Below are 20,543 nucleotides of genomic sequence, written 5' to 3'. Positions count from 1 at the left end.
GCAGTACCTACGTACGTTGGCTATCGAGATTTCCCATCGATATGACTCCGCTTCAGTCCCTCAGGCCGCCGAAAAACGCAGATGCGAGCTTCCCTTCCGCCTTCCGAAGGTGTTGATGAAGCGTCGCGGGTGCGATTCCCATCGACTCGGCGACCTGTTCCGCCGTACTCTCGCGCGGCCAGTCGTAGTACCCCGCCAGATAGGCGGCGCGGAACGCGGACCGCTGTCTGTCGGTGAGGTCCGCCGAAAATACGTCTCGAAACTCCTGCTCCGACCGCTCGGTCCGCTCTACGTCGCGCTTTGCGACGAGTTCGATATCGGGGAAGGACTCCCGAATCGACGCCAACAACGTCCGAATATCGGTTTCGCGTGCCACCTCGACCACGACGTCCTCTGTTCCGTCGTGTGCCTCCGCCGTCAGAACCTTCGCACTCGATTCGATGAAGCTCTCGACCAGCGACGAGGAGACAGTCAACACGAGCAGTCCCTCCTCGTCGTGAATCCAGACGACGCCCGAGTCTTCCACGGTCGAAAGCGTCGCCGCGGTATTCGCCACTCGTTTCGGTTGCGCGTCCTCGACGCGCACGTAGTAGAGATACTGACCGTCGGACGTCGGCACGGTACCGTCCAGAACGAGCGTGCAGTCGATTCGGCGCGATAAGTCGACCAAAAGTGCTTCGTCGTCCGTGACGCGGAACATCAGTTCGACGGCCGCTTGGTCCGTCGCGAGGAGCTTCTTGTTCTCGGTTGCGTTGATGGCGAACCCGACGAGTTCGCCGACCGTATCGAACCCGGCGGCTTCCCGCTCGCTGAACGCATCGGTACGTGTCGCATACACCACCAGCACGCCGTACCTCGTCTGCCCGTACGAGAGCGGGACCGCGATTCCCGAACGGAGTCCGCGTTTCAACCCACCCTCCCGGAGACGGTCGGTGAGGATGGTCGTTCGGGAGAAATCCCGGATGACGACGTGACGCCCCGTCCGGAATGCCTTCGTCGCGGGACGTTCCCACACCTTGTTCTCGCTATCGACCTCTCCGACGAGTTCGTGGAACGCCCGGTCTTCTCCGGCGAGCGTTCGAGGAACGATACTGTCCCTGACGAGATCGTAGTCGCCGACCCAGGCAAACCGATAGAGGTCGGAGTCCGCGAGTCGGCGACACACGGTTTCCTCTATCTCCTCGCGCGTGGCCGCGCCGACGAGTTCGTGAACGACCTCTCGGACGAGTTCGTTGATGCGGTTCAGCGTCTCCAGTTCGTCGCGCTGCTGACGGAGCGCGCGTTCTCGCTTTCGACGTTTCGAGAGGTTACGCCCCGTTCCGGCGAAGCCGATAACCTCGCCGTTCTCGTCGGCGAGGCGCGTCGCGTTGAACTCGTACGGAACGCGCCCACCGTCCTTGGTCACGAGCGCCGACTGGCGCGTTTCGGTGTTGTCATCGACGAGTACCGCGTCGATGGCGGTTCCTATCTCTGCGTGGTCCTCCTCGGGGATGAAATCGAGCGGGTTCATCCCGTCGAGTTCGTCGTCGTCGTACCCCGTCACCTCCACGAGGCGGTCGTTCCATTCGACGAGCGTTCCGTTCGCGTCGAAAACGTAGAAGAGGTCCGGGAGCGTATCGAGGACGGCGTTGACGGTGGATTCGTCCATTGTCCGTTACGGATTGGCTGTGGTGCTTGACAACACGGTACGTAGTCTATCGGAACTCAATGACCCGGACAGTAAAAGATTTGTTGTTTGATATGTTTTCGTCGGCTACCACTCGGTATCAATATAGGGAAAGGTCGCCCGTCACCTTGTCCACGAGTTCGTCATCGGCCGGACCGACGGCGAGCGCCGTGACGGTTCCCGGGTCGAGTTGCGTGTGACCGGCGTCGCGGATGATGGCGTGTGGGAGTCCCTCCGCTCGCGCCTTCTCCGCGAGGCGGAACAGTTCGTCCTCGCTTCCGCCCTTCAGCACGACCTTCTTCTGCCCCTCGCCTTTCCACCGCTTTCGTGCCCGCTGTCCCGTGTCCTCGTACGCCGAGAGGGACGCGTGTGCCACCTGCGCGGCGAGCTTTCCCTTCCCCATCCCGATGTCCGTCCGGGCGACGATGGCCTGTTTCATAGTCGAGCGTCGTAGTAACGAACCAAAACACTGGCTACTCGATTCGAGAAAGCTTATACCTGATGACAATTACGTCGGAACGATGCTTTCGGACGCCCTCCTCCATCCCGACCGCTTCTTCGAAGAGCGCGCTCCCCGTCCGAGTCTCGCGAGCGCGTTCGCCGTCGTCCTCGTCGTCGCGTTGGCCTCGACGGTCCTCCTCGGATTCGTCGGGTGGACGATGACCCAACGAATGACCGGAACGACGCAGATAGACAACCCGAACCGCCCGAGCGATACGTTCTGTAACGACGACTTCTTCACCGACGGCGCGGGGAGTCTCTCCGAAGCGTGTGACCGTCCGAAGCAGAAGACGGTGGTCATCGGCGACCTCATCTGGAAGGGTTTTCAGAAGAAAATCCCGCTCGTCTTCCTCGGCGTCCTCGTAGCGTGGCCGCTGACCGCAATCGGACTTCACATCGCATCGGCAGTCGCGGGCGGAGAGGGGTCGTTCTCGAACACCCTTTCCGTCGCCGGGTGGGGAATGCTCCCGTCGCTCGTCCAGATGCTGGTCGGTATCGGACTGTTCTATCTCGCACTCCGCGGGGCGGACCTGTCGGGGAGTGACCCGCAGGTGCTCCTCGACCAACTGCAGTCGCTCGTCGCGACGGCACGCGGCGGGTCGGTGTTCGTCTCCATGCTCGGAACGGCGTGGCAGTGGGTCGTCTGGACGTACGGACTGAAACACGCGCGGCGACTCTCGACGGGGGCCGCGGCGGCGTCCGCCGGAGCTATCGCCTTCCTCGTGTTCCTCGCGGCACTCGCCTGATGACCGGTGGGTCTTTACACACCCCCACCCCTGTTTTCCACAATGATACTCTCCGACGCGGACATTAGCCGCCGTCTCGATTCCGGTGATTTGGTCGTCGAACCGATAGATGAACCCGACTTGCAGATACAACCGGCGAGTATCGACCTTCGACTCGGCGAGGAGTTCCTCGAATTCCAGCGCACGAACATCCCGTGCATCCACCCCGACAGCGAGGGCGAGGTGGACAGCTACGTCACCGAAACCGTCGTCGAGGAGGGCGACGAGTTCATCCTCCATCCGGGCGATTTCGTTCTCGGCACGACGAAGGAACGCGTCGAGATCCCGTCGGACCTGCTGGCTCACGTCGAGGGTCGGTCCTCGCTCGGACGACTCGCCGTCGTCGTCCACGCCACGGCGGGCGTCGTCGACCCCGGCTATCGCGGGCAAATCACGCTCGAACTGTCGAACCTCGGCACCGCCCCCGTCGCGCTCAAACCCGGCACGCGAATCTCACAGCTCATCTTCACGGAACTCAAGAACCCCTCGGAGCGACCGTACGGGTCGGAACGCGGGTCGAAATATCAGGACCAAGCCGGGCCGCAGGCGTCCCGAATCGGCAGCGACCACGAGTTCGGCGGTGACCAACTGTGAAGTTCGCGGAGGAAGTTGTCGTCGAGGAGTTCCTCCCGACGTTTCGCTCGATGCTCGCCGAGGACCTGCGAGGACGCGGGTTGACCCAAAGCGAAGTGGCTGCCGCCCTCGGCGTCAGTCAGAGCGCCGTCTCGAAGTACGCACACGGCGACGTGGCACAGAACGAGCGCGTCCGAGAGGACGAGCGCATCGCCCGTCTCGTGGACGAAATCGGCGAGGGACTTGCGACGGGAAGCATGAGCCAGGTGCAGGCACTCGTGGAGGTCGAAGTACTCATCCGCCAGCTCGAAGACCACGACCTCGTCGCACAACTGCACGAGGAGGCGATGCCCGAACTGACCGGATACGGCGGCGATTTCAACGTTCACGACCCCGACGACGACCTCCGAGCGACCGAGCGCGTTCTCTCGTCCATGCGCCGCGGAGTTCACATCGTGGAGGGGACGAGCGGCTTTACCTCGCTCATTCCCGCCGTGGGGTCGAACCTCTGTGAGTGTCTCCCCAACGCCGAGAACATTGACGACGTGGCCGGTATCCCCGGTCGCATATTCGACGTGAAGGGTCGGGCGACGATACCGGCGGAACCCGAGTTCGGCGTCAGCGCACACGTCGCCTCCATCCTCCTCGCGGCACGAGCGCACGGTGCCGCCGTTCACGCGGCGCTCAACGTCCGGTACGACCCCGACATCGTGTCCCGTTTGGAATCGGCGGGCCACTCGACCGCCGAGTTCGACGCCGAGTACGACAACCTCGGCGAAGCGGTCAGCATGACCCTCGACGGGACGCCCGAAGCAACGGTGCTCTATCACACCGGCGGCTACGGCATCGAACCCATCGTGTACATCCTCGGCGACTCCGCCGAAGCGGTGGCCGAAACCGCCAGAAAAATCGTCTAAGTCGGGACTCGCTCGTTGCGTTGGACTTCCCGAACGATATCGTCCGGCAACACGTCGCCACGTTCGCGCCGAAGGTCGTTGACCGCTCTCGCGAACGAGAGCAGCGCCGAGACGGCGCGGTCACGCGTTGCAACGCGGCCCACCGGTCGAATCGTCGTGTATCTGTTGCCGATGCTGTCCTCTAATTCGAGTTCCCACTCGTCGGCTATCGATGCTCTCACTGCCTTCACCGCGATGTTTCCGTCCTCGTGTTGGAGTTCGATTTCGTCTCCTCTGACGGGCGTTTGTTCCCATCCGTCGGGAATGTCTCCGGTGTCTGGCAGATGATTCATGGTTCGGTTGTTCGTTCGTTGTCTCATTTGGTTTGCCTCGTGCCTGCTTGTGCGAGTCGTTTATGTCCAACGGTCGAATTGGCACACACAAAGTATATACCAATCCGGTCGCACTCTTTAGTCACCTCGGGTAGGGGTACACGAGGTAATTTTTCTTCGGAACTATCCGCTCAGTCGCGCGTCCGGAGGACGACAGTTTCGTCGTCGATTCGCTCGATGTCCTCCTCCGAAACCGCGTACGTGTTCTCGTCGCTTCCCCCCGCGTCCAACTCCGTCTGCAACGTCTCGACGACGTCCGGTTCGGCTTCGACGTGTGCCGTCCCATGGCGTATCTTCGTGACCATTCCGACGTCCGACCCATCCGATTCGATGACCCGCTTCCCTTCATCGTCTTTGGTCAGAGCAATCGTCATGTGGGATAAATTGCGACGTGAGGGGACTTTAGCACTATGAGTGCTATCTGACTTATACAATATAGTATCTGTATTTCTTCCCACATCTACCGACAGAAATCGGCCGCTCCGGAACCACCCTGAACCTTTTGTCCGGGTTCGTCGTACGGGAAGCTATGTCACGGCGCGGCCCGTCCGCCGCCCAGCAGTTCTACGGACGCTGGGCACGGCTCTACGACCTGCTCGCAGTGGCGACCCCCGGACTCTCCCATCTCCGGGGTCGGGTCGCCGACGAACTCCACCTCTCGCCCGGCGATACCGTGGTCGAGATGGGGTGTGGAACCGGGGCCAACTTCCCACACCTCCGAAACCGCGTCGGTCCCGAAGGCAGGGTCATCGGCGTCGATTTCACCCGCGGAATGCTCGAACAGGCACGGGACAGCGTCGAGCGCGAGGACTGGGACAATGTCCACCTTGTGCAGGCCGACGCGGCCACGTTCTCGCCCAGCGAGGAGGTCGATGGGCTTCTCGCCACCTTCGTCGTTGGGATGCTGGGCGACCCATACGCCACGGTCAACCGATGGCTGGACGGCATTCGTCCCGGTGGACACCTCGCGTTACTCGACGCCGGACAGAGTTCGCGTGCCTACTCGTGGCCGGTGAATCAGGCCTTTCGCGGTCTCGTCCTCGCCTCGACGCCCGGCGGGACGAGCGGGTTCGAGAAACCACCGTGGTACGTGCTGGACGAACGAATCGCGGAGTCACGGCGGGCGCTGTCGGAACGAACCGTTGCGATGAGCGACAGCGAACACGCGCTAGGTGTGGTGCGGATTACCGGCGGACGGGTAACGGAGACTCAGTAACGCGGTTTTCAGTCGTCGGCGGGCGACGGACTACTCACCATCTCCACCGTTCCGCCGACCTCCAACTCGTCCAGTGCGACCTGTGCGGCGCGCTTGCCGGAGAGCAACATCGCGCCGAAGGTCGGTCCCATTCGGGTAAGGCCGTAGGTGGTTGCGGTGGCGAGGCCGGTCGAGACGAGTCCGTCGTGGACCTTACCCGCGTGTTCGACGACTTCGTCCTCGCTCTTTGCGACCCACATCGAATCGTGCCCGGGCGAGTCGTGGCCGGGCGCGCCGTACTCTCCTTCTCCCGACTTGTCCATGCCCGTGTTGTGGTCCCGTGCGTGGCTGAGGCCGGGGGCATCGAGGACGCCGCGCTCTTGGAGTTTCGAGACGACGACCGCTTCGTGTCCCGTGGCGTCGATGACGAGGTCGGATTCGACCGCGATGGGGTCCACGCAGGTGAGTTCCCGCGGGAGGGCGTGCACGGGCGTCCAGTTCATGACGATGCCGCCGACGCGGTGGCCCTCGCGGACCACGACGTCGGTGAACTCGGTCATGTTCTGCATCTTCGCGCCCGCCGAGCAGGCCGATTCGATGAGCGCAGAACAGGCGTGGGGACCGTTCGCGACGTACAGTCCGTCGGCTTCGTCCGACTCCTCGTAGGGGACGCCGAGTTCGTCCAACACGTCCTGTGACGGGTCGCGGACCGTCACCTTGTTCATCAGAAAGCCGCCGAGCCAGAACCCGCCGCCGAGATAGTTGTTCTTCTCCACGACCATGATATCGACGCCGCGTTCGGCGAGTTCCTTCGCGGCGACCAACCCGGACGGGCCGCCGCCGACGATGATGACGTCCGTCTCCGAGAACTCGGTGAACTCGTCGCCCCACGCGGTTCCGATCGCTCGTGTCACTTCCGCCTCGCTCACGTCCGCAAAGCCATCGAATGCTTGCATATCACTCAGTGATATTACTGAGTTGTTGAAAAAGGTTTCCCTCGGGGTCATCCCCTCGACGGCGAAACCGAAACTGGTTCGAAAACCGAAACGTTTTCGACCGACTGCTCTCTGGATACAGGTCCGATGGACCCTCTCCCACTCAACCGACTGCCGCGCCGCTCCGATTGGACGGGCTACCTCCTCGACCCGACCCGCGACCCGCCGGGCGACCTCGAAGCCTACACCGACATCTCGGTGTACGACGGCATCTACGAGCAGGTGTTGAACCGCTATCGGGAGGGGGAGTTCGACCACGAGGAGTTCGTCCTCGAAATCCGCGGAGCGGGACGCGAGGACCCCGGCGTCATCTCCATCGAGGAGGACCTGTTCCTTGCCAGTTCGGCGGAACTGGTCGCTCGGGAACGCGAAGTCGTCCGTGACGCACTCGGTCCCGTCCTCGACGGCGGCGAAACCGTCCTCGCGCTCGGGTGCGGGTGTGGTGCGAACCTGGGCGTCATCGCCGACGAGTTTCCCGGCGTGAGCGTCATCGGTGGCGAAATCGCGGAGTACGGCGTCACCGCCTCACGGGAACTCCACGCGGACGACCCGCGGATTTCGGTCGAACCGTTCGACTTCCACGGGGAGTGGGACCTCCTCGATGGACACGACGAGGCAGTCGTTTTCACCCGCGGCGCGCTCACGACGCTCGACGGACTCGAAACCGTCATCGACCGACTGGCGTCCCGCGCACGCGAGGGCGAACTCCTCGGCGGCGTCCATCTCGAACAGAGCGGTCCGCATCCCGAGGATACGATTCTCGGGCTCCTCCGGCGGCGATACGCCGCCGTTCGCGGGTTCGACATCGATCTCCTCCCGACCCTCCGGGAGCGTCCCGACGCTTCCGTCTCACACGTGGCGTACGACGTCGTCGGCGCGAATCCGCTCCATCCACAAACCGCGATTCGGTGGCGGTCCGCGTCGTCTCGAAAAAGAGAGGATCAGTCGTAGTTCGGAACGCGCCCGGACTCGTCGCTGCCGTCCACGAGCGGGAGGGCAGTCGCTTCCGCTTCGACTTCCTCGCCACCGACGCGGACGGTCAGGTCGGTCCCCATCGTCACGTCGTAGTCGACCAGCGCCATCGCGACCGGTCGGTCGAGGGACGGGCTGTCGATTCCGCGGGTGACTTCGCCGACGACTTCGTCCCCCTCGAATACCGCCGCTCCTTCCTCCGGCACCGAGTTGAGGAGCACTCCCCCGAGTCGCCGACTCGGTTGCCCGCGGTTCTCGACGCGCGAGACGACTTCCTGCCCGACGTAACAGCCCTTCTCGAAGTCGAGGGCGTTCCGGAGACCGAGCACGTTCGGAACCTCGCCTTCGAGTTCGAACTCGAACAACGGCGTTCCGGCCTCCAGCGTGAGTGACTCCCACGTCACCCGACCGAAGGGTGCGGCGTTCATTCCCCGCGTGACGAGGGCCTCGAAGACGAGTTCGACGTTCGCCCGTTCGCGGCCGATTTCGTCCGCCGTCGCGTCCGTCGTGCAGATCACTTCGTAGCCTTCCTCACCCGTCGGTGCGTCGGTCCGGATGACCGTCACGCCCACGTCCGCCATCTTCCCACGGATGAACGAGAGTCGCTCGTCTGGAGTGCTCGCGCCGTTCAACACGCTCGCGACCTTCTCGGTGGCGTACGGTCCGTGGACGCCGAAGACGGCGAAGCGTTCGGTCGCAACGGATATCTCCACGTCCTGAATGAACACCTTCTCGCGCCACTCTTCGGCGAGCGGTGTCGCTTTTCCGGGCGGCAGAAAGAGCAGGAGCCGTTCGCCCGCACAGTAGACGTACATGTCGAGTTCTATCTTCCCCTGCGGGTCGAGGAGGAGCGCGTAGGTCCCCCGTCCGTCCTCGCTCGGAACCCTGTTCGAGACGATGTTGTCGACGTACTCGATTCGGTCGTCGCCGGAGACGACGAGGACGCCGTAGGGCATCTCCGTCAGTCCGACGCCGTTTCTGACCGCGCGGTGTGCCCGTTCGGGGCGACCGTAGTCGCGTGGCACCCGTCGGTTGCCGACCGAACAGAACGTCGCGCCGTGCTCTTCGTGCAGCGCTTCGAGGCTCATACACGTAGTCGGGTGCGTAGGGGAGTAAAAACGTCGGATGTGCTACAGCGGCAGGCGCTCGATGAGTTTGTCCACGAACGTCGGTTCGTCGGTTTCCTCCTCCGGGTCGGGAACGACACGCTCGTTGGGTCTGATGAGCGTCCGGCCGCTTTCCATCCCGGCCTCGATGAGGCCGTCCCGCTTCAGGTTCGCGAGCGCGTCCTCCAACTCGTCGATTCCTGCTTCCACGTGCGACCGCAGTTCGAAGACCGTCATTCCGTCCTCACTCCGGTCGACAAGGGCGTCGAGTACCCGGACCTCGATGTCCGGCCGGCGTCGATACTCCCGCTTGGCCTTCATATCTGTCCCTATGTCACCCCGGTTTTTAGCCTTACCTCTCACTCGAATTTGGCGGTCGGTGGACCTCGAAAAAATATCCGTTGTCGTTGACGTCGAATCGTTTCGTCGCACGTGATTTCGATGGACGACCGTTCGAGGTCGTTGTCGCGTGGACGTGTCGTCTCGTCCGGAGAAACTGTCATGGGAAATCGTCACGATTGATACCGCATGTCATCGAATGCCTTGGACGATGTCGACAATGGCATCCTGTACGCGCTTCAACGGGAGGCCCGCGGTTCGACGACGACGGAACTCGGACGTCGCTTCGACGTTTCGGCCAGCACCGTGAGCAACCGCATCGACCAACTCGAAGCCGACGGCATCATCACGGGCTATCGGGCGACGGTCGATTACGAACGGGCGGGATTTCCGTTAAACGTACTGATGGTCTGTACCGCACCCATCGGTGAACGGGGCGATATCGCTCAGCGAGTTCTCGACATCCCGGGCGTCGTGAACGTGCGGGAACTGATGGTCGGGGAGGACAACGTTCATGTGGAGGTCGTCGGCAAGTCCAACGACGACCTCACACGGGTCGCAACCGCACTTCCGGAGTTCGGTCTCGTGGTCCGCGACGAAATCCTCATACGAAATCAGTACTTCCGACCGCTGAAGCAGTTCCAACCGGACGAAGAGTAACTATTTTGACCGGTGTGGAAAACATTTCCATTGTATATGAACGCTGTCGATAATTTCACAGCTACTGTGTCAGAAATGTCAAAATGAATTATGATAAACCCGCTTCGATATATCACCGTTGACGATGCACATCTCATCGGATCACCCCCGGAACGGAGAACTACCGGATGAATCCCCACCAGCACCCGAATCTGACGTTCCACTGGACGTGCTCTTCCGAATACTGAGCGACCGGAGACGGCGTCGAATACTGTTGTTTCTGTCCGTCAATGACGAGACGGACGTATCTATCGAGGAACTCACCGACCGGTTGATGGCCGATGAAGCCACGTCCCGTGAAGCCCTGTCTACCGCGCTGTATCACAACCACATCCCGCGGTTGGTCAGTGCGGGACTGCTGGAGAGGAATTCCGAGCTACACACCGTTCGATATCGTCGGAGTCCACGACTCGAACAAGTGTTCGAGACGGTTTCGACGGACGGCCGGTAGCCGTCTCACCGTTCGAGGCGTATCACTCCTCCACGCGTTCGCTCGCGTCCCGGAACAACCCGTCCAGAATCTCCGGCGTCGTCGGGTGATACGCCCTGTCCGGCACGTCGCGGACGTCCATCCCTCGGTCCACGACCACCTGCATCGTCTTGGCCATGACGTCCGCGTGGTAGTGAAGCCCCTGATAGCCCAGAACGGTTCCGTCCGCGGCGTCCACGACCAGTTTCGCCAGCCCTCTCGACGCCTGTTTCGTTTTGAACACTCCGTCGTCCGTCGCCTGCCGAGTGACGGCGACGTAGTTCCGGCCCGCGGCCGCCGCCGCCTCCTCCGACAGTCCCAGTCTGGTGAAGGGGTACACACCCACGGCCGAGAAGATGACGTGGTGGTGGACGTTCTCGTACGGGTCGAGTTCCTCCTCACGGGCGTCCGCCAGGATGTTCTCCGCGGCTTTGAAGCCCTGTTCCTTGGCGACGTGGAGTATCGGTTCCTTCCCGTTCGCGTCCCCGACGACGAACGTTCGCGGGTCGTCGCGGGTCCGCATCGTGTCTTCGACCCATCCCTCCTCGGGGTCCAGCGCGGTGTTCTCCAATCCGAGTCCGTCGAGGTTCGGCCGCCGTCCCGTGAAGAGGAACAGTTCCTCGGCGTCGATGACCTTCGATTCGCTGTCTCCGTCTTCATCTCCCTGTTCGACGTGCAGTCGAACGCCGTCCTCGGTGGACTCGATTCGCTTTTCCCGCGTTTCGGTCAACACCTCGATTCCGAACTCCTCGCGGTAGATGTCGAGGAGTTCGTCGCCGAACAGCGAATCGGCCTCGTCCAGCGGCCGTTCGTCGTGTTCGATGACGGTGAGGTTCATCCCCGCCGCCTCGCTGAGATACGGGGCGAGTTCTAAACCGGTGTAGCCGAATCCCATTACGACCCCGGAATCGGGGAACTGCGTCGCGTCGAGCACGTCCGTGCTGGTCATGTACTCCACCTCGTCCATGCCTGGCAGGTCCGGCACGTTCACCGTGGACCCCGTGGCGATGACGACGTAATCCGCCTCGAACTCCCGCCCGCCGACTTCGACGGTGTGGTCGTCCACGAATCGAGCGGTCTCGTGATAGAACGCCACGTTCTCCCGCTTTGCGAGGTCGTGAACCGCCTCCCGCCGGTGTTCCGCGAAGCCGAGGACGTGGTCGTCCTTCAGTTCCACGACCGACTCCAAATCCACCTTCGGCGTCCCCGACAGTCGCGGGTCGTGGCGGGCCTGATACCGGTGGGCCGCCGCCGACAGCACCTCCTTCGAGGGCATACAGCCACGGAGGATGCACAGGCCGCCGCCGGGGTCGCCGTCGTCGACGAGCGTCAATCGAACGGTTGGCTCCTCGGCCAGACGCTTTGCCACGGCGACTCCCGCGCTTCCATACGCGCCGACGATGACGACGTGTGTAGCCATATCTCGATTTCGTCGTCGAGGGTGTTAGCGGTTTAGGCGGCGGCGAGGATGGAGGGGTTCTCGAATCGCCCGTCTTTCGGTTCGCTTCCTCTCGCTTCCGTTTGATTCGAGCTCTGAAGTCCTCGAACGCCCTCTCCACGCTCGGTACGTCGTGTTGTGTTTGAACGAAACGACCACACAGGAAGCAGTCCTCGAAAGCCTCCGGACGTTCGCGGTCGTTTCAGTGACATCTCGGTGAAAACCGCCCGCCGAGAGGGGTCGCTGAAACGACTACATAAACGCGAACGCACGGCCCCTTTCAGTCCACCCAAACACAGCGACTGCACAGCACCGCAGCGGCCACACCCTCCCCAACCGATTGCGCTCCTCACTTTGTTCCGGTGCTCATCCACCGTCAGAGCTTCCCTCTGACGAGCCATTCGCTCGTTCCTTCGTCACTCACAAAGACCTCGCGCGCTATCAGCACAGGTCTTCGGACGAGGTGTCCTCAGACCTGTCTCAGCGCACGCCATGATGAAGGGAAGAGATGCGGGAAACGAGCCAATCGATACGACGCGTGCGCCAGTGAACCGAGGAGCGCGAGATTTTGCGGTGCTACCTTGATATCTCGCGCGCTTCCGTGTCCAACACGCTCTCGACTTCTTCCCGAGTCACGACCGCCACGTCGCCCGGGATGGTCCGTTTGAGCGCGGCGGTGGCGGCCCCGTATTCGAGCGCGTTCGGGACGGACTCCCCGTCGAGGCGACGGGCGAGGAACGCGCCGACGAAGGCGTCGCCGGTGCCGATGGGGTCCAGCGTGTCGGTATCGAACGCGGGCTGTTCGTGTATCTCTCCGTCGTGGCGCGCCAGCGCGCCTTCCGACCCGCGGGTGACGACCACGGTTTCGAAATCCCAGTCGTCGGCGAGGCCGCGGGCGATGTCGGCGGCGTCGCCCGAACGGTCGAGGACGGTTCGGGCGTCCCGTTCCGCCGTGACGAGCACGTCGATACGGGGGAACAACGCGGTGAGCGATTCGCGCGCCTCGGCGGGCGACCAGAGCTTCGAACGGTAGTTCACGTCGAAGGCGGTGGTCGTCCCCGCGTCCTGTGCATTCGAGAGCATCTCGTCCACAGTGGATTCGAGCGTGTCGGACAGCGCGGGCGTGATGCCGCTGGTGTAGAACATGCTGGCATCCCGAATCCGGTCGAGTGGCACGTCGCCGGGCGTCGTCGTCGTGACGGCGGCGTCGGCGCGGTCGTAGATGGCGTTGGTTCCGCGCGGGTCGGTTCCGAATTCCAGATAGTACGTTCCCTGTCGGCCCTCGTCGCTCCACTCGATTTCGGTCTCGATGCCGTACTGGCGGAGTCCGGCGGCGACGCGCCGTCCAAGCGGCGAGTCGGGGAGCTTCGAGGTCCACATCGCGTCCGCACCCAAACGGTGGGCGGCGATGGCGACGTTGCTCTCCGCGCCTGCGGCACGGAGTTCGAGCGAAGAGGCACTCTCGATACGTTCGCGGTCCGGTGGCGAGAGTCGCAGCATCGTCTCGCCGAAGGTCACGAGGTCGGTCATACCCGCGAGATGATTCCCGGCACCCATAGTTTCCCCGGTGCGGCTTCGGCGGGTGAGAAGAACGGCCGAAAACGGTCGCGTTACGAACCGGTTACCACGGCGCGAAGTCCGGATCGACTTGGCGCTCTTTCGCGCCGATGTCGTCGATTTTCTCGATGTCCTCGTCGTCTAGTTCGAGGGTGAGCGCGCCGTAGTTGTCCTCGATGTGGTCTTCGCCCGTCGCCTTCGGGATGGCGACCACGTTGTCCTTCGACATTATCCACGCAAGGCTGACCTGTGCTTCGGTGGCGTCGTGTTTCTCGGCGATTTCGGTCAGTTCCGGCACGTCGAACACCTCGCCGCGGGCGAGCGGCGAGTACGCGACGAGCGTCATGTCGTTTTCCTGCACGTACTCGACCAGTTCGTCCTGCTGGAGGAGCGGGTGCATCTCGACCTGATTGGCGTAGATGGGCGCATCGAGGTACTCCTTTGCCTCCTCCAGGTGCTCGGGTTCGAAGTTGCTCAACCCGACGTGCTTGATTTTGCCCTCGTCGTACAGTTCGTCGAACGCCGCGAGCGTCTCCTCGGGTTCGTATTCGCGGGCGGGCCAGTGGATGTAGAGCAGGTCCACGTAGTCCGTACCGAGTTTGTCGAGGCTGTCCTCGGTCGTTTCGATGACGTCGTCGTATTCGAGGTTGTCTATCCACACCTTCGTGGCGAGGAAGAAGTCCTCGCGGTTCACTCCCGAGTTCTCGATTCCCTCGCCGACGTGTTCCTCGTTGCCGTAGGCTTGGGCGGTGTCGACGTGTTCGTAGCCCAAATCGAGGGCGTAGGTGACGCTTTTCGCGCACTCGTCTCCGTCAGTGTTCTGCCACGTCCCGAGTCCGAGTTTCGGAATTCCGTCGCTGTTGGCGTCGTATGTCATCGTGTTTGTTCCAAGGTCGAGGAGGGAAAAAGGGGTTTGGCGTCGGAAATTCTGAAGGGATTCACAACCCCCGATTCCCGGTTTCGGAGAACTTAACCGCGCTCCGACAGACTCCCCCAGTATGCGAATCACACTCATCGGGGGAACCGGCGATATCGGGCAGGGGCTCGCGCTCCGCTGGGCGTTCGACACCGACCACGAGGTCATCATCGGGTCGCGCGACCCGGAGAAAGCTCGCGGGAAAGCGGCGGAGTACGAGACCGAACTCGACAGTTTAGGCGTCTCCCGCTCCATCAACGGTTTCGCCAACGGGATGGCGGCCGAGCGCGGGGACGTGGTCGTCCTCGCCGTCCCGCCGTTCCACGTCCGCGACACCATCGAAGACGTCGCCGACCGACTCGACGATGTGGACGTCCTCGTCACCCCTGCCGTGGGAATGAACCGCGACGAATCCGGCTTCCACTACAAACCGCCGAAGGTCGGAAGCGTGAGCGAACTCGCCGCCGAAACCGCACCCGACGACGTTCCCGTGGTCGGCGCGTTCCACAACCTCTCCGCCGACCGCCTCGCCGACCTCGAACTCGACCTCGAACAGGACACGCTCCTCGTCGGCGACGACGACGACGCGAAGGACATGGTCGCGCGACTCGCGGAGGAGATAGACGGCCTCCGAGCGCTCGACGCCGGTGGCATCGAAAACAGCGCGGAGGTCGAGAGCATGACGCCGCTCCTCATCAACCTCGCGCTCGAAAACGAGGGGATGCACGACGTCGGCGTCCGGTTCGAATAGCCGTCGCTGAACGCTCGCAGGTATCGTCTCGAAAAAGGCCGTGTTACGGCGGTGTCGGAATTACGCGCCCGCTTCTTCCAAGACGCGCTCCAAGTCGTCGCGCTGGGTCACGCCGACGAAGCGTTCGACGACGCCCTCGTCGTCCTCGATGACGATGGTCGGAATCGAGCGAACCTGATACTCGTTGGCGATGTCCTGATGCTCGTCCACGTCTACTTTCTCGAATTCGACGTTCTCGTCCCAGTCCTCCTCCAAGTCCTCGAGAATCGGGTCTTGGGTTTTGCACGGGCCACACCAATCTGCGTAGAAGTCGAGTAGTTTTACGGTCATGCGTTTCTCTTGGAATATTCTGTCGCCGCGTGCATAAGGGTTTCTTCCTCCCCCGACTCTGCCGCCTGTTCGTCTACAATCGACCCTTCTTCCCGTGGAATCAACGAATCGGGATGCGTGGATTCGATAGCGTTGCGAAAGGTTTACGCCGCCCGCTCACGGACCCAAAACCATGAGCAGTGGTCAAAACTCCGGTGGGCTGATGTCCAGCGCCGGACTCGTGCGCTATTTCGATGCCGAAGACCGGAACGCGATTCGAATCGACCCCAAGACGGTCTTCGCGTTCGGCGTCTTCTTCGGCGTCTTCATCCTGGTGCTGAACTTCCTCGCGCTGTAACGAGGCCCTTTTGCCGACCAACTTCGAAGTGCCACTATGAGTCTCAACGCTGGCGTCATCGCCGTCCAAGGCGACGTGAGCGAACACGCCGACGCGATTCGTCGGGCCGGAACCGCCCACGGGGAGTCCGTCTCTGTCACCGAAATCCGGCAATCCGGCATCGTCCCGAACTGTGACCTTCTCTGTATGCCGGGCGGCGAATCCACCGCCATCTCCCGACTCCTCCAGTCCGAGGGAATCGCCCCCGAGATTCGGGCCCACGTCGAGGCCGGGAAGCCGATTCTCGCCACCTGCGCTGGTCTCATCGTCGCGGCGGCGGACGCCGCCGACGACCGAGTCGAAAACCTCGACCTGATCGACGTGACCGTCGAGCGCAACGCCTTCGGACGCCAGAAGGACAGTTTCGAAGCGCCGCTCGACGTGACCGGGTTGGACGACCCGTTCCCGGCCGTGTTCATCCGCGCGCCGCTCATCAGCGAGGTGGGTTCGGCGAACGTCCTCGCCGAGTGGGACGGACGACCCGTCGCCGTACGGGACGGCCCGGTGGTCGGAACGTCTTTCCACCCGGAACTGACCCCCGACAGCCGGATTCACGGCCTCGCGTTCTTCGGCGACGAGTAGGCATCGGGCGGTCCGAGCGGCCGTCAGGATTCAGTCGCCCGACTGGGGTAAGCAGGTTTTTGCCGTTGGGCCGCCTCGTTTCGCTATGAACGTTTCAATCGACGCGGTACGTGTCGCCGCCACCGGGGACGGCCCCCTTCCGGTGGTCGTCCTCGCACCGGACGACGGCGACGACGTGCTTCCGATTTTTATTCGATTCGAGGAGGGCATCAGCATCGCCCGCGGGATGGAAGCCGAGGACATCGGGCGGCCGCTGACCCACGACCTCCTCCTCGACGTGATGGAGGAACTCGGCGGACGCATCGAACGCGTCGTCGTCACCGAACTCGAGGACAACACATACATCGCCGACCTCCACATCCAGACGCCGCGGGGCCACGAAGTCGTGGACGCTCGGCCGAGCGATTCGCTCGCGCTCGCCTCCCGTACCGGTGCTCCCATCGAAGTCTCGGACGAGGTGTTCGAACACGGCCAGCAGGAACGAGCGCAGTTCGACGAACTGCAGGACATCCGGGAAGTCGCCCAGATCGGCCAATGAACGACGTACTTGACGACCTGTTCGAGGTCATCGAAGACCGGAAGGAAACGCTCCCCGAGGACTCCTACACCGCCTCTCTGCTCACCCACGAGAAGGGCGAAAACGCCGTCCTCGAAAAGTTGGGCGAGGAGATGACTGAACTCATCCTCGCCGCGAAGGACGACGACCACGAGGAAATCGCGTACGAGGGGTCGGACGTCATCTACCATCTGCTCGTCCTCCTCTCGATGAAGGACATGAAACCCGCGGACTTGCGCGAGGAACTGGAATCGCGGCGCTGAGGGTTTTACGTCGTCGCGCTCTCCGTACTCTCCAATCGACGGAAAGCATATGACGGGTTAGTCGAAAGAAAATGTATGGGTTCCATCATTTATCTTCGAATCTTTTTCGTCGCGCTGACGGCCATCGGCGTCGTGGTGGCTGGGGGGCCGATTGTTAGGGGACCGCCGCCGTCCGGCTACTACATCTCGGCGACGGCGGTCGACAGTCCGGGCAACGGCACCGTGTACGAATACGATTCGCTTTCCAGCCGCGTACAAGACCTCGTCAAGCGTGCCGTCGAATCCGACGAGCGTCCGTTCACGTCGTCGGTCCCGGCGACGCTCGTCGGGGACTACGTCCGATATCACGGGAGCCTGTACGAGATATGGGCGAGCGGTCGAAACAGCCGTATGGAGTCGAGTTACATCGACCCGCTGGTCAGCGGGCTGATACTCACGCTCGTCGGGTGGGTTGGACTCGTGGCCGACGCAACCGTCTTCGACCGATAACTCGCGGCGCTATCGCTCAGCGGGAACACCACAACAAAAATAACGAATCGCGTTTAGCTGACGAGTTTCTGCTCGCCGCGCTCCACGACGATGCGGCACGGCGGGGAGATCTTGTTGTAGGCGCGGCGGAACGCGTCCTTCACGAGGGGCGCGTCGTCCACGGTACACCACGCGGTGAACACTCGATCACCGTTGGCGATTCGCGCGGCCGTTCCGACCGGCTTTCCGAACGCCTGACGCATTCCGTCGGAAACGCGGTCCGCACCCGCACCGGTCGCCTGCTTGTTCTCGCGCAGGACCTGGTGGGGGAACTTGCGGAGAATCATCTTGTAACCGGTTTCACCGATGTTCTTGAGCAGGAAGCGGTTCGCCGACAGGCGGGAGGCTTCCAGTGCTCCGTGGCGAATTTGGCACTCCTCTTCGACGACGAGCGAAATCTGAACGGGGTAGTCGTCCTCGTTGCTGTCCACTTCGCCCATCTTGTACTGTGCGATCTTCGAACCCGGAATTCCGGTGATGTATTCGCGTCGCGTGTACGAGGGCTTGTCGATGGCCCGGTACATCGAGGCAGGTTTGTCGGACATAGTTACTACCGAATCTGTTGGTCAGGGCGTGAATAAACCCTTCGAAGCGCGTTCGACGCTTACTGGACGAAATCGCCGACGAAGCGGTCAGGGACGTACGCCAGCATGTGGGCTGGAATCCGGGACACTAGCCACTCCGCGATGCTCACGAGCGGCTTTCGGAGGAGCGCGTACACCCCTGAAATCAGCACCGCGAGGACCACTACCGTTTGGATGGGTCCGTCGTAGAGGACCACACTCGGCACCGCGAGGACGGCCGCGAGCGCGAAATCCTCGGGGGCACCGTCGTATCGAATCCAGCGACGCGGCGAAATCCATCGCCCGTTGTAGTGGTCGTACACCGCTCGCTCGGACTGACCGAGCCACGGTTTGAGTTCCAACCCGCCCCCGAGGGCGTCCGAGGCGGAGTGTGCGGCCGCTGCGAGGAGGAAGAACCCGAGCGCGAACGTCCACGCGGTGGGGAGCAGCATCGCCGCGACGAGTGCCACCGCCGCCGCGATCGAGTAGTACACCGGGAAGTGCAGCGTCTTTCGATGCCCCGAATACAGGTCCAAGTCGGGGAACACGCCTCCGGCGAGGCCCGCAGTAACCGCGACGGGAGCCAACTCCGGCGCGACGAAGAGCGAGGCACTCCCGAGCAGCACGCCGACGAGGGCGTGCGTCGTTGCCATCATGGTAACCCTGATAGGGAAGGTTCGTATAAGCGTTTGTCGGCGTGCTCATCGATAGCATAAACGAGTCAGAACGATTACGACAGCCATTATTTACTTTCCGCCGCCCCTACCGCAGATTGGGATGGCAACCGACACCTCCTCGTACCGCCTCGTCCGGTGGATGCAACTGGCCATCGCCAGCATCGCGTTCGTCGGCCTCGCAACGCGGAACGTGGGGGTGTTGGTGAACGGCGTCTTCGCCTTCGGCATCACCATTCTCCCCGGCGTTTTGGAGCGCGATTACCGCCTCTCGCTCGACCCGTGGCTGACGTTGTGGATTACCCTCGCCGTCTTCCTCCACGCCGTCGGCATGCTCGGCCTCTACGAGGAGGTCTGGTGGTGGGACCACCTCACGCACTTCCTCTCGGCCACGCTCGTCGCGGGCGTCGGGTACGCGACAGCACGCGCCTTCGACGAACACTCCGACGCGGTGTACTTCCCGTCGCGATTCATGTTCGTCTACGTCCTCCTGTTCACCCTCGCGTTCGGCGTCCTGTGGGAGGTGTTGGAGTTCGTCGCACGGATGAGCGCCCGTTCGGTCGGCGTGGAACCCGTCCTCATCCAATACGGACTCGATGACACCATCGTCGACCTCGTCTTCGACGCCGCCGGTGCGGTGTTAGTCGCCCTGTTCGGAACGAGTCTGCTCTCCGAAACGGTCGAAACGCTTCACGCCCGGCTATCGGGGGAGAGCGACTGACCGACACAGCGCCCTATCCGTTTAGCTGCGCGGAGAAGAACACCCAATGGCCGTCGTCTCCCGCCAGTGCGTTCGCCACGCTCCATTCGCCGAGAACGTCGAACCCGGCGTCCCGCAATTGCTTACGCGTCGCGTCCGCTCCCGCGATGTCCCACTGCATCTCGACGCCGCTTTCGAGCCAATTCGGATTCTCTCCGCTCCACTCCCCCGGCCCTTCGGAGACGAGTAACCGACCGTCGGGGCACAAGACCCGTGCGAACTCCTCGATGGCCGCTCGGTGCTCGCCCATCGGAACGTGAATCAGCGAGTGGTACGCGGTGACGGCATCGAACGTCCCGTCCCGAAAGGGGAGGTTCGTCATGTCGCCCTGTGCGAGGGACGCATCGGGCGCGTTTCGTGTCGCTAGCCGCAGCTGCTCGCGGGAGAAATCGACGCCGACCGCCGTCGCCTCCCCGCTCGACCGGCGGAGGACCGGTTTCCCCTGCCCACAACCGGCGTCGAGGACGCACGCCGATTCGGCAATCGGGGTGAGAAATCGGTCGAGTAGTTCGACTCCACGACCCTCGTCGGGCCGTTCGGCGGCGTAGGTCTCCGCCATGCCGTCGTATCCGCGACGGACGGTTTCCTTCTCGGTCACGATTGGACTTCGGAGCCGGACTCGTTAAAATTTCGCCAAAAAGAGTGCTATATCATCCCACGA

At 62.8% G+C, this 20,543-nt stretch carries 28 protein-coding genes; 14 read left to right on the top strand and 14 right to left on the bottom strand.

Annotated features, from left to right (window positions below):
• Window positions 1–52: 52 nt before the first annotated feature.
• On the bottom strand, window positions 53–1,648 hold the full coding sequence (locus AC1XDK_RS21405; RefSeq protein ID WP_483352005.1) for a bacterio-opsin activator domain-containing protein: 1,596 nt from the start codon (window positions 1,646–1,648) through the stop codon (window positions 53–55).
• Between the two features lie 118 nt (window positions 1,649–1,766).
• Entirely contained in the window at window positions 1,767–2,105 is a 339-nt protein-coding gene (gene pth2 / locus AC1XDK_RS21400; RefSeq protein ID WP_483352004.1) for a peptidyl-tRNA hydrolase Pth2, read from the bottom strand.
• A gap of 82 nt (window positions 2,106–2,187) precedes the next feature.
• On the opposite strand from pth2, the gene AC1XDK_RS21395 reads away from it, so the two are divergent.
• The 3 genes from AC1XDK_RS21395 to AC1XDK_RS21385 are packed head-to-tail and all read left to right on the top strand — an operon-like array spanning window position 2,188 to window position 4,442.
• The gene (locus AC1XDK_RS21395) at window positions 2,188–2,913 is read left to right on the top strand and encodes a Yip1 family protein (RefSeq protein ID WP_483352003.1); all 726 of its coding nucleotides are present in this window, start codon (window positions 2,188–2,190) and stop codon (window positions 2,911–2,913) included.
• 42 nt (window positions 2,914–2,955) lie between these two features.
• Window positions 2,956–3,546, top strand: coding sequence for a dCTP deaminase (gene dcd / locus AC1XDK_RS21390; protein ID WP_483352002.1), 591 nt, complete (start codon window positions 2,956–2,958; stop codon window positions 3,544–3,546).
• On the top strand, window positions 3,543–4,442 hold the full coding sequence (locus tag AC1XDK_RS21385) for a thiamine-phosphate synthase family protein (RefSeq protein ID WP_483352001.1): 900 nt from the start codon (window positions 3,543–3,545) through the stop codon (window positions 4,440–4,442). The genes dcd and AC1XDK_RS21385 overlap by 4 nt, the downstream gene beginning before the upstream one ends.
• On the opposite strand, the gene AC1XDK_RS21380 is transcribed toward AC1XDK_RS21385, so the two are convergent.
• Together AC1XDK_RS21380 and AC1XDK_RS21375 are read right to left on the bottom strand one after the other, a co-directional pair.
• Window positions 4,439–4,774, bottom strand: coding sequence for a hypothetical protein (locus tag AC1XDK_RS21380; protein ID WP_483352000.1), 336 nt, complete (start codon window positions 4,772–4,774; stop codon window positions 4,439–4,441). The genes AC1XDK_RS21385 and AC1XDK_RS21380 overlap by 4 nt on opposite strands.
• A gap of 170 nt (window positions 4,775–4,944) precedes the next feature.
• On the bottom strand, window positions 4,945–5,187 hold the full coding sequence (locus tag AC1XDK_RS21375; RefSeq protein ID WP_483351999.1) for a PRC-barrel domain containing protein: 243 nt from the start codon (window positions 5,185–5,187) through the stop codon (window positions 4,945–4,947).
• A gap of 155 nt (window positions 5,188–5,342) precedes the next feature.
• Between AC1XDK_RS21375 and AC1XDK_RS21370 the strand changes: the two genes are divergently transcribed.
• Window positions 5,343–6,029 (top strand): class I SAM-dependent methyltransferase, encoded by a 687-nt coding sequence (locus AC1XDK_RS21370; protein WP_483351998.1) that lies wholly within the window; start codon window positions 5,343–5,345, stop codon window positions 6,027–6,029.
• A gap of 8 nt (window positions 6,030–6,037) precedes the next feature.
• Here AC1XDK_RS21370 and AC1XDK_RS21365 read toward each other — a convergent pair whose 3' ends face one another.
• On the bottom strand, window positions 6,038–6,964 hold the full coding sequence (locus tag AC1XDK_RS21365; RefSeq protein ID WP_483351997.1) for a sulfide-dependent adenosine diphosphate thiazole synthase: 927 nt from the start codon (window positions 6,962–6,964) through the stop codon (window positions 6,038–6,040).
• Between the two features lie 126 nt (window positions 6,965–7,090).
• Between AC1XDK_RS21365 and AC1XDK_RS21360 the strand changes: the two genes are divergently transcribed.
• Entirely contained in the window at window positions 7,091–7,954 is an 864-nt protein-coding gene (locus AC1XDK_RS21360; protein ID WP_483351996.1) for a class I SAM-dependent methyltransferase, read from the top strand.
• On the opposite strand, the gene ygfZ is transcribed toward AC1XDK_RS21360, so the two are convergent.
• Both ygfZ and AC1XDK_RS21350 read right to left on the bottom strand, forming a co-directional pair.
• Complete coding sequence (ygfZ, locus tag AC1XDK_RS21355) at window positions 7,945–9,063, bottom strand: CAF17-like 4Fe-4S cluster assembly/insertion protein YgfZ (RefSeq protein WP_483351995.1); 1,119 nt, start codon at window positions 9,061–9,063, stop codon at window positions 7,945–7,947. The two genes, AC1XDK_RS21360 and ygfZ, sit on opposite strands and share 10 nt — an antisense overlap.
• A gap of 42 nt (window positions 9,064–9,105) precedes the next feature.
• Window positions 9,106–9,402, bottom strand: coding sequence for a DUF6432 family protein (locus AC1XDK_RS21350; RefSeq protein WP_483351994.1), 297 nt, complete (start codon window positions 9,400–9,402; stop codon window positions 9,106–9,108).
• Between the two features lie 207 nt (window positions 9,403–9,609).
• Here AC1XDK_RS21350 and AC1XDK_RS21345 point away from each other — a divergent pair, with 207 nt between their 5' ends.
• Together AC1XDK_RS21345 and AC1XDK_RS21340 are read left to right on the top strand one after the other, a co-directional pair.
• Window positions 9,610–10,080: an Lrp/AsnC family transcriptional regulator gene (locus AC1XDK_RS21345; RefSeq protein WP_483351993.1), complete on the top strand. Its 471-nt coding sequence runs from the start codon at window positions 9,610–9,612 to the stop codon at window positions 10,078–10,080.
• A 124-nt stretch (window positions 10,081–10,204) separates the two neighbouring features.
• Window positions 10,205–10,570 carry a DUF7344 domain-containing protein gene (locus AC1XDK_RS21340; RefSeq protein WP_483351992.1) on the top strand — a complete coding sequence of 122 codons (366 nt, stop codon included), beginning with the start codon at window positions 10,205–10,207 and terminating at the stop codon, window positions 10,568–10,570.
• A gap of 22 nt (window positions 10,571–10,592) precedes the next feature.
• On the opposite strand, the gene AC1XDK_RS21335 is transcribed toward AC1XDK_RS21340, so the two are convergent.
• The 3 genes from AC1XDK_RS21335 to AC1XDK_RS21325 all read right to left on the bottom strand — a co-directional run bounded on the left by AC1XDK_RS21335 (window position 10,593) and on the right by AC1XDK_RS21325 (window position 14,460).
• On the bottom strand, window positions 10,593–12,008 hold the full coding sequence (locus AC1XDK_RS21335) for a dihydrolipoyl dehydrogenase family protein (RefSeq protein ID WP_483351991.1): 1,416 nt from the start codon (window positions 12,006–12,008) through the stop codon (window positions 10,593–10,595).
• A gap of 594 nt (window positions 12,009–12,602) precedes the next feature.
• Window positions 12,603–13,556: a bifunctional 2-dehydro-3-deoxygluconokinase/2-dehydro-3-deoxygalactonokinase gene (gene kdgK1 / locus AC1XDK_RS21330; RefSeq protein ID WP_483351990.1), complete on the bottom strand. Its 954-nt coding sequence runs from the start codon at window positions 13,554–13,556 to the stop codon at window positions 12,603–12,605.
• Window positions 13,557–13,647: 91 nt separating this feature from the next.
• Window positions 13,648–14,460: an aldo/keto reductase gene (locus tag AC1XDK_RS21325; protein WP_483351989.1), complete on the bottom strand. Its 813-nt coding sequence runs from the start codon at window positions 14,458–14,460 to the stop codon at window positions 13,648–13,650.
• A gap of 121 nt (window positions 14,461–14,581) precedes the next feature.
• On the opposite strand from AC1XDK_RS21325, the gene npdG reads away from it, so the two are divergent.
• Window positions 14,582–15,250: an NADPH-dependent F420 reductase gene (npdG, locus tag AC1XDK_RS21320; protein WP_483351988.1), complete on the top strand. Its 669-nt coding sequence runs from the start codon at window positions 14,582–14,584 to the stop codon at window positions 15,248–15,250.
• A 60-nt stretch (window positions 15,251–15,310) separates the two neighbouring features.
• Here the strand turns inward: npdG and trxA are convergent, their stop codons facing one another.
• Complete coding sequence (trxA, locus tag AC1XDK_RS21315) at window positions 15,311–15,580, bottom strand: thioredoxin (protein ID WP_231184836.1); 270 nt, start codon at window positions 15,578–15,580, stop codon at window positions 15,311–15,313.
• 172 nt (window positions 15,581–15,752) lie between these two features.
• On the opposite strand from trxA, the gene AC1XDK_RS21310 reads away from it, so the two are divergent.
• The 5 genes from AC1XDK_RS21310 (at window position 15,753) to AC1XDK_RS21290 (ending at window position 17,846) form a co-directional block, all read left to right on the top strand.
• A complete protein-coding gene (locus AC1XDK_RS21310) occupies window positions 15,753–15,917 on the top strand; it encodes a preprotein translocase subunit Sec61beta (RefSeq protein WP_231184834.1) in 165 nt (54 codons plus the stop codon).
• Window positions 15,918–15,953: 36 nt separating this feature from the next.
• Entirely contained in the window at window positions 15,954–16,538 is a 585-nt protein-coding gene (pdxT, locus tag AC1XDK_RS21305) for a pyridoxal 5'-phosphate synthase glutaminase subunit PdxT (RefSeq protein ID WP_483351987.1), read from the top strand.
• An 85-nt stretch (window positions 16,539–16,623) separates the two neighbouring features.
• Window positions 16,624–17,076, top strand: coding sequence for a bifunctional nuclease family protein (locus tag AC1XDK_RS21300; protein WP_483351986.1), 453 nt, complete (start codon window positions 16,624–16,626; stop codon window positions 17,074–17,076).
• Complete coding sequence (hisE, locus tag AC1XDK_RS21295; RefSeq protein ID WP_483351985.1) at window positions 17,073–17,357, top strand: phosphoribosyl-ATP diphosphatase; 285 nt, start codon at window positions 17,073–17,075, stop codon at window positions 17,355–17,357. Before AC1XDK_RS21300 ends, hisE begins: the two co-directional genes overlap by 4 nt.
• A gap of 75 nt (window positions 17,358–17,432) precedes the next feature.
• Window positions 17,433–17,846 (top strand): DUF7979 domain-containing protein, encoded by a 414-nt coding sequence (locus AC1XDK_RS21290; RefSeq protein WP_483351984.1) that lies wholly within the window; start codon window positions 17,433–17,435, stop codon window positions 17,844–17,846.
• A 53-nt stretch (window positions 17,847–17,899) separates the two neighbouring features.
• On the opposite strand, the gene AC1XDK_RS21285 is transcribed toward AC1XDK_RS21290, so the two are convergent.
• Window positions 17,900–18,430 carry a 50S ribosomal protein L16 gene (locus AC1XDK_RS21285; protein WP_483351983.1) on the bottom strand — a complete coding sequence of 177 codons (531 nt, stop codon included), beginning with the start codon at window positions 18,428–18,430 and terminating at the stop codon, window positions 17,900–17,902.
• Window positions 18,431–18,489: 59 nt separating this feature from the next.
• Window positions 18,490–19,104, bottom strand: a complete 615-nt coding sequence (locus AC1XDK_RS21280) for a metal-dependent hydrolase (protein WP_483351982.1) — start codon at window positions 19,102–19,104, stop codon at window positions 18,490–18,492.
• Between the two features lie 121 nt (window positions 19,105–19,225).
• On the opposite strand from AC1XDK_RS21280, the gene AC1XDK_RS21275 reads away from it, so the two are divergent.
• Entirely contained in the window at window positions 19,226–19,843 is a 618-nt protein-coding gene (locus AC1XDK_RS21275; RefSeq protein WP_483351981.1) for a DUF2238 domain-containing protein, read from the top strand.
• 13 nt (window positions 19,844–19,856) lie between these two features.
• On the opposite strand, the gene AC1XDK_RS21270 is transcribed toward AC1XDK_RS21275, so the two are convergent.
• Complete coding sequence (locus AC1XDK_RS21270; RefSeq protein WP_483351980.1) at window positions 19,857–20,480, bottom strand: class I SAM-dependent methyltransferase; 624 nt, start codon at window positions 20,478–20,480, stop codon at window positions 19,857–19,859.
• Window positions 20,481–20,543 lie beyond the last annotated feature (63 nt).

This window comes from Haladaptatus sp. HS23, assembly GCF_056892285.1.
This window is presented reverse-complemented; position numbering and strand designations above follow the sequence as displayed.

Excerpts from the sequence above, each read along its gene's own strand:
- AC1XDK_RS21310 (WP_231184834.1), top strand. The coding sequence starts at position 15,753 with ATGAGCAGTGGTCAAAACTCCGGTGGGCTGATGTCCAGCGCCGGACTC.
- kdgK1 (WP_483351990.1), bottom strand. The coding sequence starts at position 13,556 with ATGACCGACCTCGTGACCTTCGGCGAGACGATGCTGCGACTCTCGCCA.
- dcd (WP_483352002.1), top strand. The coding sequence starts at position 2,956 with ATGATACTCTCCGACGCGGACATTAGCCGCCGTCTCGATTCCGGTGAT.
- AC1XDK_RS21290 (WP_483351984.1), top strand. The coding sequence starts at position 17,433 with ATGGGTTCCATCATTTATCTTCGAATCTTTTTCGTCGCGCTGACGGCC.
- AC1XDK_RS21350 (WP_483351994.1), bottom strand. The coding sequence starts at position 9,402 with ATGAAGGCCAAGCGGGAGTATCGACGCCGGCCGGACATCGAGGTCCGG.
- hisE (WP_483351985.1), top strand. The coding sequence starts at position 17,073 with ATGAACGACGTACTTGACGACCTGTTCGAGGTCATCGAAGACCGGAAG.
- AC1XDK_RS21340 (WP_483351992.1), top strand. The coding sequence starts at position 10,205 with ATGCACATCTCATCGGATCACCCCCGGAACGGAGAACTACCGGATGAA.
- AC1XDK_RS21360 (WP_483351996.1), top strand. The coding sequence starts at position 7,091 with ATGGACCCTCTCCCACTCAACCGACTGCCGCGCCGCTCCGATTGGACG.
- pdxT (WP_483351987.1), top strand. The coding sequence starts at position 15,954 with ATGAGTCTCAACGCTGGCGTCATCGCCGTCCAAGGCGACGTGAGCGAA.
- ygfZ (WP_483351995.1), bottom strand. The coding sequence starts at position 9,063 with ATGAGCCTCGAAGCGCTGCACGAAGAGCACGGCGCGACGTTCTGTTCG.
- trxA (WP_231184836.1), bottom strand. The coding sequence starts at position 15,580 with ATGACCGTAAAACTACTCGACTTCTACGCAGATTGGTGTGGCCCGTGC.
- AC1XDK_RS21280 (WP_483351982.1), bottom strand. The coding sequence starts at position 19,104 with ATGATGGCAACGACGCACGCCCTCGTCGGCGTGCTGCTCGGGAGTGCC.
- AC1XDK_RS21275 (WP_483351981.1), top strand. The coding sequence starts at position 19,226 with ATGGCAACCGACACCTCCTCGTACCGCCTCGTCCGGTGGATGCAACTG.
- AC1XDK_RS21380 (WP_483352000.1), bottom strand. The coding sequence starts at position 4,774 with ATGAATCATCTGCCAGACACCGGAGACATTCCCGACGGATGGGAACAA.
- npdG (WP_483351988.1), top strand. The coding sequence starts at position 14,582 with ATGCGAATCACACTCATCGGGGGAACCGGCGATATCGGGCAGGGGCTC.
- AC1XDK_RS21345 (WP_483351993.1), top strand. The coding sequence starts at position 9,610 with ATGTCATCGAATGCCTTGGACGATGTCGACAATGGCATCCTGTACGCG.
- AC1XDK_RS21405 (WP_483352005.1), bottom strand. The coding sequence starts at position 1,648 with ATGGACGAATCCACCGTCAACGCCGTCCTCGATACGCTCCCGGACCTC.
- AC1XDK_RS21335 (WP_483351991.1), bottom strand. The coding sequence starts at position 12,008 with ATGGCTACACACGTCGTCATCGTCGGCGCGTATGGAAGCGCGGGAGTC.
- AC1XDK_RS21300 (WP_483351986.1), top strand. The coding sequence starts at position 16,624 with ATGAACGTTTCAATCGACGCGGTACGTGTCGCCGCCACCGGGGACGGC.
- pth2 (WP_483352004.1), bottom strand. The coding sequence starts at position 2,105 with ATGAAACAGGCCATCGTCGCCCGGACGGACATCGGGATGGGGAAGGGA.
- AC1XDK_RS21375 (WP_483351999.1), bottom strand. The coding sequence starts at position 5,187 with ATGACGATTGCTCTGACCAAAGACGATGAAGGGAAGCGGGTCATCGAA.
- AC1XDK_RS21395 (WP_483352003.1), top strand. The coding sequence starts at position 2,188 with ATGCTTTCGGACGCCCTCCTCCATCCCGACCGCTTCTTCGAAGAGCGC.
- AC1XDK_RS21365 (WP_483351997.1), bottom strand. The coding sequence starts at position 6,964 with ATGCAAGCATTCGATGGCTTTGCGGACGTGAGCGAGGCGGAAGTGACA.
- AC1XDK_RS21285 (WP_483351983.1), bottom strand. The coding sequence starts at position 18,430 with ATGTCCGACAAACCTGCCTCGATGTACCGGGCCATCGACAAGCCCTCG.
- AC1XDK_RS21370 (WP_483351998.1), top strand. The coding sequence starts at position 5,343 with ATGTCACGGCGCGGCCCGTCCGCCGCCCAGCAGTTCTACGGACGCTGG.
- AC1XDK_RS21325 (WP_483351989.1), bottom strand. The coding sequence starts at position 14,460 with ATGACATACGACGCCAACAGCGACGGAATTCCGAAACTCGGACTCGGG.